The sequence below is a fragment of the Bacillus sp. CGMCC 1.16607 genome (assembly GCF_042683745.1).
Classification (GTDB): domain Bacteria; phylum Bacillota; class Bacilli; order Bacillales; family Cytobacillaceae; genus Pseudoneobacillus.
This window is the reverse complement of record NZ_JBHUJX010000008.1, coordinates 108,497-122,040: the sequence shown is the minus strand read 5'-3', so window position 1 is coordinate 122,040 and position 13,544 is coordinate 108,497. Positions and strand designations below refer to the sequence as shown.

The window sequence follows — 13,544 nt, the reverse complement described above, 5'->3', positions numbered from 1 at the left end:
ATAATGATCATTCTCAATACCATCGTAATAGACAAAGTACGAATTAACAACATCAATATGTGAACAATATGTGAAATCTAAAACGCCGATTTCAGAGGGAAATCGGCGTTAAGATGAATGAAACGAAATCACTATTCGATTGCATAAATGGATCCATCAGTGCTGCCAAAATAAATCGTTCCATCATTTATGACAGGTGATGAGATAATCGATCCTAATGACATAATCGAGTCATATAGATCAATAAAATCTTGTATCGTTTTAACATTACGTTGCTTTTCTAATAATGGTTCACCGAACTTACCCTCTTCATCAAGTAACTCAGTGAAATACTTTTTGCTTGCTTCTGTTTGGAATTCCCATTCTTCTTTGCCATTTTTCACATTCAATGCATATAATTTACCGTTCATATTTCCAAAATAAATATGGTCTCCAGCAATAGCCCCCGAGCTAAATGTGTTAATATGCACTGGGAACGCCCAACAAGAATCTCCAGTTTTTGCATCCATTGCGTAAATTTGTGAGTGATCCGATGTTGCGAAATAGACAACACCATCCTTCACTGTTGGAGTTGTGATTATCCAAGTTCCAGGAGCTTTAAAATTCCATTTTCCTCTACCTGTCTCAGCATCTAAAGCATAAAGATTATAATCACGGCTTCCAAAATAAACAATCCCATCTACAACACATGCAGAACCTTGGATATCACCATTTGGGAACCAAGTGTCTCCAATTGTTCTAAAAATCCATCGTGCTTCACCTGTATTTACATCTAAAGCATAAAAATACCCATCATAACTTCCTATGTACAATGTTTCATTATAAATGGCAGGAGATGCATGAACCACTCCTCCTGTTTTATACTTCCAAACTTCTTCACCATTCAATGCATCGACTGCATAAATATGGAAGTCTCCACTACCAAAATAAACTTTTCCATCAAAAATAATCGGTGAAGATAAAAAATAATCCCAAGGATCCTTCATTACTTCTCCTTCTGTTTTAAAAGTCCAGTTCACTTCCCCAGTTTCAATATGAATCGCGTAAAGAGATCCATCCATACTTGTAAAATAGGCCATCCCATTGGAAATCGCCACTGAAGAACGAACTGCCCCTTCTGTTTTAAATTTCCATTTGATCTCACCAGTCATTTTGTTAATGGCGTAAAGATTTCCATCTTCACTCCCGTTATACACCGTCTCTTGATAAATGACAGGTGAGGAATAAATTCTGCCATCCGTTTTAACATTCCATTTCATTTTTTGAAAAGATGTTACCTCTTTTGTCGAATAAACTCCTGAACGTTGAAGATCATTTCGAAAGTGGACTGTATCTTTTTCAACTGATTGCACTGTTTGTTCCATCACTGTATCTCCCTTGACTTTGTTATTTTTTTATTTCAACTTCAATGTGGTTGTGCCAAAATTCTTCAAAGTTTAACGCTACAATTGGATAATCTTTTTCGATCACTTCTTTAAGCCCTACTAAAAATTTTCCTTCTTCTTCACTCTGCGACATAGGATCAATTTCTTGTAGTGCAGCAATGTAAAGAATGAGATGTCTAACCTTTAGAAATTCAGGTAGAAGGAGAAACAATTCTTTATCCATTGTTTTTTCTTTTAAATATCCTTTAAAAAAATGAAGAAGCATTTTCTCAAACTCATTCTCATTTTTATACTCTGACAAAGGTCGCCAATAAGCATAGAATATGATAACCGCCAAATCATTTATAAAGAAGTTATAATGAATATCATCAAAGTCGAATAATTGAATTTCTCCTTGATTCAGAAAAAAATTCATGTAATGTAAATCACCATGCACAATTCCAAATTGATTCTTATTTTTTGGAAGTTCCTTCATCTTTTTGACTAAGTTGAGGGATTTTTCTCTAACTATTTCTTGGTCGTTTAGGATATATTTCTCCACATTCAAATATTCCTCATCTAGCCAGTTCTTTCGACTCCACTGAAGTGGTTTATAGTCAATTGCTAGTGAATGGAGTCTCCCAGTGATTTGCCCCCACTCTTCAAATAGCTTTTCATTCCAATCTTCTATAGTTGGTGATGTGCCTAGAGCTTTTTCATACAGAGTTGATAAAAAATAATTACCTTCCCCTAATGGATAAACTTCAACTAAGTTTCCATTTATTGACGGAAGAACACCTGAGACAGAAACCTTATTTTCTTTTAAATATTGCAACCAATTTATTTCATCCATAACCTCTTCTTTGGTTCTTCTGAAGGAATGGGTTACTTTTAAAATCAAATTGTTTCTATCATTTTTATACTCGTACACATAACTATCAAATCCACCAAGAAAATTCGCATCATTTTCTTGGATGCCATAACGAGCAAATACTTCGTTTAATATTTCTTTACTATATAATTCTTCAATACTTTTTAGCATTCTACTAACCTTCTAACTATGTATATTTAAAAACGAAATTCATAACCTATAAAGCTTAAATCCTGTATAAACCCAATACTTTCAGCGACTGTTACGGATGGTTTATTTCCTTCCATACAATCCCAGTAAGGAATAACATCATTTCTTAAACATTCTTGTACAAAAGCATGTGCTAATTTTCGAGCAAGCTTGTTTCCACGAAATCCAGATAAAGTTTCGATATCAATGCCGTGAACATTATCTGCAATAAATCCTGAGAAACATAAACTGACGATTTCATCGTTATAAATGGCAACATACCCGATTCCTCCATTTTCGAAGAAATCATCTGAAGTTGGCCAAAATTCTAATATTTTCGAATTCAGAAAATCGTTATTTTTCATAGAATTAGATTCATAAAATACTTTCGTTATTTTTTGCACCTTAAATTCTTGTTGAATAACAGGCTCATTAGTATGAAGATAGTTTTCCTTGTCTAGTTTATATGCTCTCTGGTTCCATTTACCTAAGTCACGATGTTTAAATAGTTCTTCAATTGTCGGATTCCAATCAGAGTGATTTCCAAATCCTTCAAACCAAACTAAGCCCAATTCCTTTGCCTCTATTGCAATTTTGCATTCAATAAAGTGATTGATTTCCGCATTAAATTGATCATTGTTTGACTCTCCAATGAAATAAAAGCCATCATTATTCCCTTGCCAAATAAGTCCTGACCTCGGAGATTCAAAATTATCAATAAAAATACGTCCTGGATTAATGCCCTCGATGATTGCTTTTACCTCTAATTGACCTTTGGGATTAATAAGGTCTTTACATATATAAAAATTTTCTTTTTTTAATTCAATAATCATTTCTAAGCCCCTCCTAACTGCTATCTTTTTGTTAAATGAGGTACGATTATCTTATTTTATTGGTTAGTATAATTATAAACAAAATGTTTTAACTTCTCCTAAACTATTTCTTAACTATTTCTTAATTTTGGATTTTTTCCCTCCAATTTTAGAATAATAAAAGGCTGCTGAAAAATTCAGCAACCTTTTTGATTATAAATATTTCCGATGAATCCCTTTTCCATCATATGTGAACAGCATATTTCTTCCCTCAATCACACTTTCCATATGGACGGGTCTACCCCAAAGTTGGCTAATATAAGGAAGTACCTTTTCTAAATATTTCAGATCGAGTTCAATTCCTTCATACCAATGTTTTAAATAGAGCTCTCCATTTTTCAAATAATCGCCATCATTAACAGTGATATAGGGGAAGCCACCGTTGACGCGCATGCCTACTAGCTGATCGCGAACATGCTCCCACTCTTTATCGACGATTTTATAATCCTTACCTTGTTTTTGGAACAAGTACATATCCTCGCGCATAACTAAATCCTTTGTAAGATAGTTACGGAGGAAGGAAATATCCGATTCGATTTCACGCACTTCGAACATTTTTTCCCGGCCAGAGCCAGGTTTCACCCCACGTCGGATCATTTCTTCTGTTGGATTGTCGAAACGCTCTTCAATGTCTTCAAAAATTTTAATTCCTAAATAATAGGGATTAATCCCTGTTTTCGATGGTTGAACAACACCTGCATTTAGCTTTGCGAATTCAATCGCTTCGCCGCTTGTTAACTCCATTTCACGTAAAATACGCTGATGCCAGAACGAAGCCCAGCCTTCGTTCATGATTTTTGTCTCAAGCTGCGGCCAGAAATAAAGCATTTCCTCGCGCATCATCGTTAAAATGTCACGTTGCCACTCCTTTAACTCTCGGCTGTATGACTCAATAAATAAGAGCAAATCTTTTTCTGGTTGTGGCGGGAATTTCTTCTTTGTCCGTTTAGGAACTACTTGTTTATCTTTCTCATCTAGTTTCCAAAGATCATCGTAAGGGGAAGCACTAGGTTTCTCTACTTCTTCTTCTCCATCTAGATCCTCTAATGTCCAATTTAACTTTGGCCTCATTAATGATGGGTCAATATGCTCCTCAATAGCTAATACAGCGTCTAGAAAAGATTCCACTTCTTGCTTCCCATATAAAATTTCATATTGGCTAATTCTTTCTGCTGTTGCAGCCATACTCTCAACCATATCTCTTTTCGTGTTTTGGAACCTAACATTATTTTTAAAAAAATCACAGTGGGCTAATACATGCGCGACTATGAGTTTATTTTGTATTAATGCATTAGAATCGAGCAAAAACGCGTAACAAGGATTAGAATTAATGACTAGCTCATAAATTTTACTTAAACCTAGATCATAATGCAGTTTCATTTTATGAAATTGTTTCCCGAAGCTCCAATGTGAAAAGCGGGTTGGCATCCCATACGCACCAAAGGTATAAATAATATCAGCCGGACAAATCTCATACCGCATCGGGTAAAAATCTAAACCGAAGCCCTTCGCAATTTCAGTTATTTCGGCGATCGCATATTCCAAATCTTTTCGACCCTGCTCGTTCATCCGTCACTCCCCCTTTATCCTCTTATCACAATGTATGAACATGTTGGGGGAATGATGAAAACAAAGTTAGACTCGATTTTTTAGATATATAGAAAAGCAATAACCCATTTTAGGGCTATTGCTTCACCTCTTCAACATTAAGCGATAATAGTTTATTGTTTTGGATGCTATGCTTTACTTTAATAACAACTGTGACGGGTTTCCCGTTTTCCTTCAGTTGAAATTTAAAGGAGTCTTGAACATCAGTCTCAGATATTTTTTCTCTTCCCAAGTATTGATAATCTGTAACTGGATCTCCTGGGTAATCTGCTTTTGCAACAGCGATCGCAATATTTCCATATTTCACATAATCAATTTTCTCGGCATGCACTTGGCTCATACCGCTAAAAAAAAATAAACATGCTGACAGGAAGATTAATTTTCTCAATTTCATTTCCTACTTTCCTATTTAAGTGTATTTATATTTTTTGCTTCTTTTGCTAACATCATTCCTAATAATTTATTTCGATCCCATTCTTCATCAAATACATTTAATGGTGGGTTGGTTTCACCAACTAAATAACTTAGTTCAATCGTCAATGCCGGCTGATGAAAAGTGCTAATAAACCAATCCGTATAGCCAGCACCCGTTGCATTTTCAGGTGGAGCTGCCAGATCGTATCCTGTTAATTCTGCAGCTTTACTAGCAATCATATAGTCCCTTTGTTTATTTTCCCCATTTCCATAATTCCAAAAAATTTCACGACCTGCCGTATGATAAGATACAGCGATAATAGGCTTTATTTTTTTCGTAAACTTTACAATTGACTTCGTTTCATGGGTTGAAATGGGTTTTTTCCCTTTATAAAATTGATACGAAGGGTCTGTTATGTTATCAGTAACTAGTTTCTTCCATCCGGTTGGATATTGCCGATTAAGATCCACTCCCATTCCATTTGCCTTCCATCTTGTAAAATCTGACGACTCCAAATTCATTTTTAGAAGATTGTCCCGATGATATTTTGGAAATTCATTTATCCCGTTTTGTTGAATTGTTACTCCATCTGGGTTCAACATCGGTACAAACCAGATGGAGACCTCATCTAGCAGCTTGGATGAATCAGTTCCAATTTTTTCATTTTTGTGATAAGCATCGGTATACGTTTCTAACATCTCCATCATTAAAGAGCTTGTTAGCCATTCTCTGCCATGATGGGCACCAATCAAAAGTATATTCTTTTCCCCTTTTCCTAACTTCACGGCAAAAATTTTCCGACCAAAATGTGAATAACCAATGGTCTTTACTTGTAAATCTTTGCGATACTTTTTCTTTAATTCCCAAATATCGGCTTTCATTTTTTCATATGTATAGGTTTGATGGGGATTTACGACACTTGCTGATACTACATTGGAAAATAGGAAAAACATAATAATCAAACAAAAAACCTGCTTCTTCATACAAACACCCTTTCATATATCCCCACAGTCTTCCTCAGGTGAAAAACAATATACAGGAAAATGTTGAAAACCTTATCCTATCAGCAAGTCCAACATTTGTCGGGTAACTTTCTTAAAGAACGTCATACACTAATCACATGCTCCTACCAAGGAGGAGAGGAAATGAATATTGTTGATTATGATCGTGCTTTATACTACACTCACCGCTCCCAATGGGATAATTTATTGATTTTAATGGTACGGACGGAGGACCAATTTTTATCAAAAAAAATTGAACATTTTCTACACGCATATCATTTTGAGAAAGACTATTCCGTACTTGAAAAACATTTATACGCCTTATTACGATACATCGACCATGCAAATACAAATGTACACGAAGAAAACGAATACCATTTTATGTGAAAATAATTCTCCCCATAAAAAAGAGGGCTATTTATCTAGCCCTCTTAGCTTTGCCCAACTTCTTTCAAAATTATGTCTGCTTTTTTTTGTGAAGTATTTTTTGTGAAAATAACAATTACTAATGAAGTGATTAGTAGTGCTGCTAAAGCATAAAAACTATAGTGTACCTGTAGTTCTGAGTTAACATAAGTAAATAGTGTTAATAATAAAACTCGGATTCCAAGTCCAATCGTACGGAACAAACTATCGACTCTGCCAACGATTTGATTAGGGACTGAATCCATTAAGTATGAATTTCTTGCAACACGGGTGCCGGCATTCCCGAATGCCAATAAAGAAATGAAAACGAGATATAGTGGAACAATTTTTACAAATACAATTACACTGATCCCCATAGTATAAATAAGTGTCGTTAAAACGATTGAGTTCTGGTTTCCTAATTTATTTGATAGAACTGGAATAAGCAAACCTGCTAAAACAGCTCCAATCCCATATACCATGCTTTGTGCTCCATAAATTGAACCATCTACCTTTAAAACATCGGATAAATAAACAGGAAATAAATAATTAGTTACCATTACACCAATGAAAGGCATGAATGAAGCCATTAAAAAGAAAAATAATTTCGGCCGTTTTTTCATATAGCGATATCCTTCAGTTAATTTCAGCCAAAACGTGTCTGCATTTTCAGAAATTGCTTCCCCCCGCACATATGGAATAGCCCAGAAGAGGCAAAAAGCGCTTATATAGGTCATCGCATCAAACAATAACATCCACTCTAAATTAATTTTTCCAATAACAAGAGCGGCTAATGCACCCGCGATCACACTTGAAAGCTGACCTTGAATCTCCATTGCACCATTTAATGACTTGTAAACGCTTTTCGGAAATATTTCTTGATTTAATGCAAACATTCCCGGATAAAAAAGATTATAGTAAAAGCTTCCTGTTCCATATAGTATCATATAATGCCAATTTCCATATTCAATCCCAGCAAAGCCACTAATGGCAAAACCCAAGATCATCAAAAAGCCAATGGCTTCCCCAATCATTAACATTTTCTTCCTTGAGAAGCGGTCAATCCACTGCCCAATAAATGGGGACATGATAAAATTTATAACCGTCATGGCGATGGTTGCATATCCGAAGATAGTCGCTCCGTCCCCTTTTGAAACTAAAAGCCATGGCACGGCTATCATCGTAATACCTGAACCAATCGATGAAAGTAGATTTGCCGCAAGAATAAAGTAAAACCGCCGATCTTTATATAGTTCATTCATCGTTTACACCTCTTTTAAAACGAGGTAGCTTTTAGAATAAAGCTTTAATTCTTCTACTAAGCTGTCGACTAATTTAGACGGATCCTCTTTTATTGAGTCGTTGTCATAATCAAAGCAAATAGGATCTAAAACGAGTTGCTTCGGAATTGTATTCGCATACAATCCTCTCATAACTGTCCTCATATTGTTTAAAGCATTTATTCCACCCTTACCTCCACCTGCTACAGCTAGCAAGGCAACCGGTTTATGTTTAAAATGCTCACTTCCTAGAAAATCTAAAGCATTTTTTAGCACTCCACTCATCCCGCTATGGTATTCGGGGGAAGCTAGAATAATCCCATCTGCCTCTTTCACTTTATTTCGTAGATTGATGACACTTTCAAGTTGATCTTGTTCATCCGCACCATTATATAATGGAACTGCCTCGTCACCACTTAAGTCAATACTTTCCATTTCATACATCTTTGCAATACTTCTCATCACAATACCTGTACGACCATTTTTTCTTGGACTACCATTAATAATTAATAATTTCATTTTCATTTCTCTCCTAACTTTTTTATATGTCTTTATTATAAGAGAAGAAATAGATTTACATATCGTAAGAAGGCTTGAAATCTGACTCCAACATTTGCTTGAGATTTACTAGTCCCCACTTCAGACTTTAGTCGTAGATGAGCAAAAAAATACACCACCATGAATAAATAGGCGATGTAGCTAAGTAAACATAATGCTAGTTTTCCATTAATCCATTTCGAACAGCAAAAAGGGCAGCTTGTGTTCGATCCTGCAGATCTAATTTCGCCAACACATTGGAAACATGAGTTTTCACTGTTTTTTCAGTAATAAAGAGGGCCAATGCAATTTCCTTATTACTTTTTCCCTTGGCAATTTCTAATAACACATCTAATTCTCTTTTTGTTAATTCATCAATCGGTTGCTTCACATCTCTACTTTTATTGGATAAATGAGATAATAGATGTGTCGTTGCTTTTGGGTGTAGTTGATTCTCGCCTTCAAGAATTCTTTTGATCGATCGGACTAGTTCATCGGGCTCGATATCTTTTAGTTGATAGCCAGAAGCGCCCGCTTCAATTGCTGGAATGACATGATCCTGATCGGAAAAGCTTGTTAAAATCATAATTTTCATTTCGGGCAAAATAGCTTTAATTTGTTTAGTTGCCTCAATTCCGTCCATAATTGGCATGTCTAAATCCATGAGAACAAGATCAGGGTTTAATTTTTTCGTCATTTCAACCGCTTCTTGTCCGTTTTTGGCTTCCCCGATCACTTCAATTTCTTTTTGTGTTTTTAAGAAAAAAACTAGTCCACGCCTGACGATGTGATGATCATCTGCTATTAAAAGTTTGATGGCCATACTTTTTTCCTCCTTTAAATTGGAATTCTTACTAGTAGTTTCGTGCCTTTTCCAGGATAACTTTGTAATTCAAATGTTCCATTCATTGCTTCTGTTCGTTCTTTCATGCTTTTTAGTCCTAGAGAAGGAAGCTCTTGATTTTGATCATAATTAAACCCACAGCCGAAGTCCTCAATCGTCATATTGAAATGATGTTTTTGAACAATTAACTGAATATCCACTTCACCCTGCTGAGAATGTTTTTTACAATTAGCTAAAGCTTCTTGACCGATTCTCCAAACGGTTTCCTCTACTCTTCCTGGTAAGCATATTAATCCTTTTACATTAGTCTTTACTTTCAATCCAAGCATATTTCCATAACTACTTAACGCCGAAACTACACCGTTTTCAAGTCCTTGTGGTCGTAGCTGCCAAATTAGAGCTCTCATTTCTGTCAATGCTTCTTGAGCCAAGTCTTGAATATAAGAGAAGGTCTCCTTCACTTCTTCATGCTCGGTCATTTCCCGTCCACCTCTGGCGGTCAAGCTCAATGAAAACAATATTTGGTTCACCGAATCATGTAAATCTCTCGCAAGACGATTGCGTTCTGCTGTTAAAGCCATTTCCTGCTCTTTTTGAATTAATTTAATTCGCTTCAATGCTGTTCCAATTTGATACGCAATCGATTCTAATAACGCTAATTCGTCCGGATGAAAGAAAGTTTTATTAGGAGAACCGACGTTTAATATTCCAAACTTTTCTTTGCCTGCACGAAGAGGAACGGATGCATGATGAGTAATTCCTAATGTATCTCCCCAGTTATGAAGGATGGCATCTTCAATTCGTTTGCAAGCTATGATATTCGTCGCTTTTTCCAATCTACCATCGTTATAGCGATCAAGACACCAGCAACCGCCTTTACACATTGGTGCACAGTCTTGATAATTTAATGCAGGTGGTAGATTTTCATGTGCAGCCAGTTCAAATGAACCTTTTTCATCGACTAAAAAAATCCAACCAGAATCCATTCCTGTAACTTGGAGTAATTTTTGAAGTACTCCTGACAACATTCCATAAATTTCTGTCTCTTTATTCAATAGTTCAGCGATCTCTTTTAATACTAATAATTCTGAATGATGTGTCCTGTCTTCCATCTGACTCCTCCAATATTTTGTTTTCTCTATTATATCTTGTTTGTTAAAATTCGACCTTAGAAAATAGCATGAGAGGACTTCAGACTAAAGTTGTATAAGAAACTCACATGATTCGCTGACTCACACCATCTGATGAAAAAGTTCTATTATTTTCACAGAACTATGGGGCTGTCAAACTTCTTTTCCAAACATTTTTATCCGAATTTTTGATTACCGAACTTGTTTGTCAGACAAATTCTACTGAGTTAAAGGTCGCAGTGGACTTCTATCGAACAAATTCAGCGGTCTATCGGACAATAAGTCTAGTCTATTGAAGATTTTCGGCGGTCTATCGGACAAGTTCACAATTCTATCGGACTTTGTCACAATTTGTTCCGCTTTAATGACAAAGCAATCACAATTTTTAAAAAAAGACCCAAGAAGAAGCATATCTTCCTGGGTCAACATAATCATTATGCAATTGGATATTTCTGAACTAGTGGATGCAATACAATTTCATCAATTAGCATATGCTTCGGTGCGGAAGCCATATAGACAACCGCGTTCGCGATATCTTCAACCTTTAACCATTCTTCCTTTTCCGGTAAGCCTTGGGTGGAGTTTGCAAAATAAGTGTCCACCATTCCAGGATTAATCGTTCCGACACGAATTCCATACTCTCGAACTTCTTGTGCTAGAGAGCCAGAAAAACCTTGGACCGCGTATTTAGTGGCCGTATAGGCTGCACCGTTAGGTATCGTGTAACGTCCAACATCTGATGAAATCGTAATAATTGTTCCCGATTTGCGCTCCTTCATATGTGGAATGACTACTTTTGCTCCTAAAAACACACCTTGAACATTGACCTCGAACACTTTTCGCCATTCTTCCAAAGTGACCTCTTCTGTCAATTTAAAGAAACCTATTCCTGCATTATTCACAAGTAAATCAATCTGACCAAATTGATCTAAGGTCGATTGTACAACTCTATTCATATCGTCTTCATTAGCAACATTCGCTTGAACAGCAATGACATTTGAAAATCCTTTTTCAATTAAATCTTGCGCTGATTGATTGATATCTTGAGAGCTGCCAACCAGTGTCAGTTTGGCCCCTTCTTTAGCCAGTTTTAAAGCAATTTCTTTCCCAATTCCACGAGATGCTCCTGTTACAATGGCTACTTGATCTTTTATCATAATGTATCTTCCTTTCCTGTTGTACGTAATGGTTATACTATTTCACTGAAACTTGCTTTAACTTTTGATCAACTAAACTCATAAACACATGCTCTAATTCAGCTAACTTTTCTTTTGCACTTTCCATATTTTCACCATTTACTCCAAAATAAAACTTCACTTTTGGTTCTGTACCAGAAGGACGTAAGCATACCCAAGATCCATCAGCAAAAATATATTTTATTACATTAGATTTCGGGAGATGAATTTCTTCAGATTTCGGGAGATGAATTTCTTCCAGCCCACGCTCGTTTTTTCGATGACTGGTTAAATAATCTTCTGATGCAACAATGTGAAATGAACCAATACTCTCAAGAGTTTCTTCCCTGAATGATGTTAGAAGTTGTTGAATCGTTTCAGCCCCATCTTTTCCTTTTAAAGTAAGTGATCGGAGACCCTCAAGGTAATAGCCATATTTGTTATAAAGATTGAGTAACGCTTCATAAACCGTCATACCCTGCTTTTTATAAAAAGCACACACCTCTGTGGCCAATAAAGTAGCTTGAATCGCATCCTTATCACGTGCAAAAGCCCCTATTAAATAACCATAGCTTTCTTCATAACCAAATATAAAGGAGTATTTACCTGAATTGTTATATTCCTCGATTTTTTCTGCGATAAATTTAAAACCAGTTAACACATCTTCTGTTTCCACCCCGAATGACGAGGCAATCTTCCGACCAAGTTCAGAAGTAACAATGGTTTTAAACACAATCCCATTCGGTGGCAACGTCCCCTTATTGCTTTTTTGTGACAGAATATAATCCAACAAAAGAGCGCCCGTTTGATTTCCAGTTAAAACAATGTATTCACCAGCTTCATTTTTTACAGCAATCCCTAAACGATCTGCATCAGGATCTGTTGCTATAAGAAGGTCCGCTCCAAAACGCTTTCCATCCCGAATTGCAAGTTCAAATGCCGCATGTTCTTCAGGATTTGGACTTTTAACTGTTGAAAATTGGGGATCAGGCAGTTCTTGTTCAGCCACGACATGTACATTCTTATAACCTAAAGCACGCAAACCATCACGGGCCGGTTGATTAGCGGTACCATGTAATGGAGTGAACACTACGGTAATATCCGTTTCATTTGCAAGCTGTGGATTCTCCGTAATTGTTAATAGTTCTCTTTGATAGGCTTGATCGATTTCTACTCCAACCATCTCAATTAAACCTTGCTCTTTTAAGACATTTTCATCCTGAACCACTAGTACTAATTCATTGTCAATTTCTTCGATGTGCTCGATGACGATATCAGCCGCATCCAGTGTCAACTGTGCACCATCCTGTCCATATACCTTATATCCGTTATACTCAGGTGGATTATGGCTTGCTGTAATCACCACACCTGAAAATGCATGTAAATGCCGGATTGCAAACGAAAGCTCTGGTGTCGGACGTAATTCGTTAAATAAGTAAGTTTTAATTCCACGAGAAGCAAAGATTTTTGCTGCTTCCAAGGCAAATTCAACCGATTTATGTCGTGAATCAAAAGCAATAACGACTCCGCGTTTCTTCGCCAATTCACCGTTAGTTTCTATGTATGTTGCTAAACCTGCAGATGCCTTGCGAACGGTATACGTATTCATACGGTTTGAACCAACCCCAATTTCTCCCCGCATTCCCCCTGTTCCAAATTCTAAATTTTTATAAAAGGCTTCTTCCAATGCTTTATCGTCATGACGAATTTTATTTATTTGTTCTCGTAAGTCTTCATCTAAATTATCAAATTGTAGCCATCTGTCCGCTTTTTGCTTCCAACCCATTCCATTCCCTCCGATCAATCTTCCTTCTATAAATAACTTCGATAATAACCGAATACTTCCTCTAATA

At 36.2% G+C, this 13,544-nt stretch carries 13 protein-coding genes; 1 reads left to right on the top strand and 12 read right to left on the bottom strand.

Annotated elements, in window-relative coordinates:
• Positions 1-131 precede the first annotated feature (131 nt).
• The 6 genes from ACFSO7_RS03365 to ACFSO7_RS03340 all read right to left on the bottom strand — a co-directional run bounded on the left by ACFSO7_RS03365 (position 132) and on the right by ACFSO7_RS03340 (position 6,302).
• On the bottom strand, positions 132-1,364 hold the full coding sequence (locus tag ACFSO7_RS03365) for an outer membrane protein assembly factor BamB family protein (protein WP_377875307.1): 1,233 nt from the start codon (positions 1,362-1,364) through the stop codon (positions 132-134).
• Between the two features lie 22 nt (positions 1,365-1,386).
• Positions 1,387-2,406 carry a phosphotransferase enzyme family protein gene (locus tag ACFSO7_RS03360; protein WP_377875305.1) on the bottom strand — a complete coding sequence of 340 codons (1,020 nt, stop codon included), beginning with the start codon at positions 2,404-2,406 and terminating at the stop codon, positions 1,387-1,389.
• 26 nt (positions 2,407-2,432) lie between these two features.
• Positions 2,433-3,257 carry a GNAT family N-acetyltransferase gene (locus ACFSO7_RS03355; protein ID WP_377875303.1) on the bottom strand — a complete coding sequence of 275 codons (825 nt, stop codon included), beginning with the start codon at positions 3,255-3,257 and terminating at the stop codon, positions 2,433-2,435.
• Positions 3,258-3,449: 192 nt separating this feature from the next.
• Positions 3,450-4,865 (bottom strand): SpoVR family protein, encoded by a 1,416-nt coding sequence (locus tag ACFSO7_RS03350; protein ID WP_377875301.1) that lies wholly within the window; start codon positions 4,863-4,865, stop codon positions 3,450-3,452.
• A gap of 115 nt (positions 4,866-4,980) precedes the next feature.
• Positions 4,981-5,298, bottom strand: coding sequence for a DUF3889 domain-containing protein (locus tag ACFSO7_RS03345; protein WP_377875300.1), 318 nt, complete (start codon positions 5,296-5,298; stop codon positions 4,981-4,983).
• 11 nt (positions 5,299-5,309) lie between these two features.
• A complete protein-coding gene (locus ACFSO7_RS03340; protein WP_377875298.1) occupies positions 5,310-6,302 on the bottom strand; it encodes a M14 family zinc carboxypeptidase in 993 nt (330 codons plus the stop codon).
• A 162-nt stretch (positions 6,303-6,464) separates the two neighbouring features.
• Here ACFSO7_RS03340 and ACFSO7_RS03335 point away from each other — a divergent pair, with 162 nt between their 5' ends.
• Complete coding sequence (locus ACFSO7_RS03335; RefSeq protein ID WP_377875296.1) at positions 6,465-6,707, top strand: YhdB family protein; 243 nt, start codon at positions 6,465-6,467, stop codon at positions 6,705-6,707.
• A 44-nt stretch (positions 6,708-6,751) separates the two neighbouring features.
• Here the strand turns inward: ACFSO7_RS03335 and ACFSO7_RS03330 are convergent, their stop codons facing one another.
• The 6 genes from ACFSO7_RS03330 to ACFSO7_RS03305 form a co-directional block, all read right to left on the bottom strand.
• Positions 6,752-7,987, bottom strand: a complete 1,236-nt coding sequence (locus ACFSO7_RS03330) for an MFS transporter (RefSeq protein WP_377875294.1) — start codon at positions 7,985-7,987, stop codon at positions 6,752-6,754.
• 3 nt (positions 7,988-7,990) lie between these two features.
• Entirely contained in the window at positions 7,991-8,524 is a 534-nt protein-coding gene (locus tag ACFSO7_RS03325; protein ID WP_377875293.1) for an NADPH-dependent FMN reductase, read from the bottom strand.
• Positions 8,525-8,720: 196 nt separating this feature from the next.
• Entirely contained in the window at positions 8,721-9,365 is a 645-nt protein-coding gene (locus tag ACFSO7_RS03320) for a response regulator (protein ID WP_377875291.1), read from the bottom strand.
• A 14-nt stretch (positions 9,366-9,379) separates the two neighbouring features.
• Entirely contained in the window at positions 9,380-10,498 is a 1,119-nt protein-coding gene (locus tag ACFSO7_RS03315; protein WP_377875289.1) for a GAF domain-containing sensor histidine kinase, read from the bottom strand.
• A gap of 452 nt (positions 10,499-10,950) precedes the next feature.
• The gene (locus ACFSO7_RS03310) at positions 10,951-11,673 is read right to left on the bottom strand and encodes an SDR family oxidoreductase (protein WP_377875287.1); all 723 of its coding nucleotides are present in this window, start codon (positions 11,671-11,673) and stop codon (positions 10,951-10,953) included.
• A 37-nt stretch (positions 11,674-11,710) separates the two neighbouring features.
• Entirely contained in the window at positions 11,711-13,477 is a 1,767-nt protein-coding gene (locus tag ACFSO7_RS03305) for a phospho-sugar mutase (protein WP_377875285.1), read from the bottom strand.
• Between the last annotated feature and the right edge of the window lie 67 nt (positions 13,478-13,544).

Coding starts and splice junctions, on each gene's coding strand:
- ACFSO7_RS03365 (WP_377875307.1), bottom strand. CDS start 1,364: ATGGAACAAACAGTGCAATCAGTTGAAAAAGATACAGTCCACTTTCGA.
- ACFSO7_RS03360 (WP_377875305.1), bottom strand. CDS start 2,406: ATGCTAAAAAGTATTGAAGAATTATATAGTAAAGAAATATTAAACGAA.
- ACFSO7_RS03355 (WP_377875303.1), bottom strand. CDS start 3,257: ATGATTATTGAATTAAAAAAAGAAAATTTTTATATATGTAAAGACCTT.
- ACFSO7_RS03350 (WP_377875301.1), bottom strand. CDS start 4,865: ATGAACGAGCAGGGTCGAAAAGATTTGGAATATGCGATCGCCGAAATA.
- ACFSO7_RS03345 (WP_377875300.1), bottom strand. CDS start 5,298: ATGAAATTGAGAAAATTAATCTTCCTGTCAGCATGTTTATTTTTTTTT.
- ACFSO7_RS03340 (WP_377875298.1), bottom strand. CDS start 6,302: ATGAAGAAGCAGGTTTTTTGTTTGATTATTATGTTTTTCCTATTTTCC.
- ACFSO7_RS03335 (WP_377875296.1), top strand. CDS start 6,465: ATGAATATTGTTGATTATGATCGTGCTTTATACTACACTCACCGCTCC.
- ACFSO7_RS03330 (WP_377875294.1), bottom strand. CDS start 7,987: ATGAATGAACTATATAAAGATCGGCGGTTTTACTTTATTCTTGCGGCA.
- ACFSO7_RS03325 (WP_377875293.1), bottom strand. CDS start 8,524: ATGAAATTATTAATTATTAATGGTAGTCCAAGAAAAAATGGTCGTACA.
- ACFSO7_RS03320 (WP_377875291.1), bottom strand. CDS start 9,365: ATGGCCATCAAACTTTTAATAGCAGATGATCATCACATCGTCAGGCGT.
- ACFSO7_RS03315 (WP_377875289.1), bottom strand. CDS start 10,498: ATGGAAGACAGGACACATCATTCAGAATTATTAGTATTAAAAGAGATC.
- ACFSO7_RS03310 (WP_377875287.1), bottom strand. CDS start 11,673: ATGATAAAAGATCAAGTAGCCATTGTAACAGGAGCATCTCGTGGAATT.
- ACFSO7_RS03305 (WP_377875285.1), bottom strand. CDS start 13,477: ATGGGTTGGAAGCAAAAAGCGGACAGATGGCTACAATTTGATAATTTA.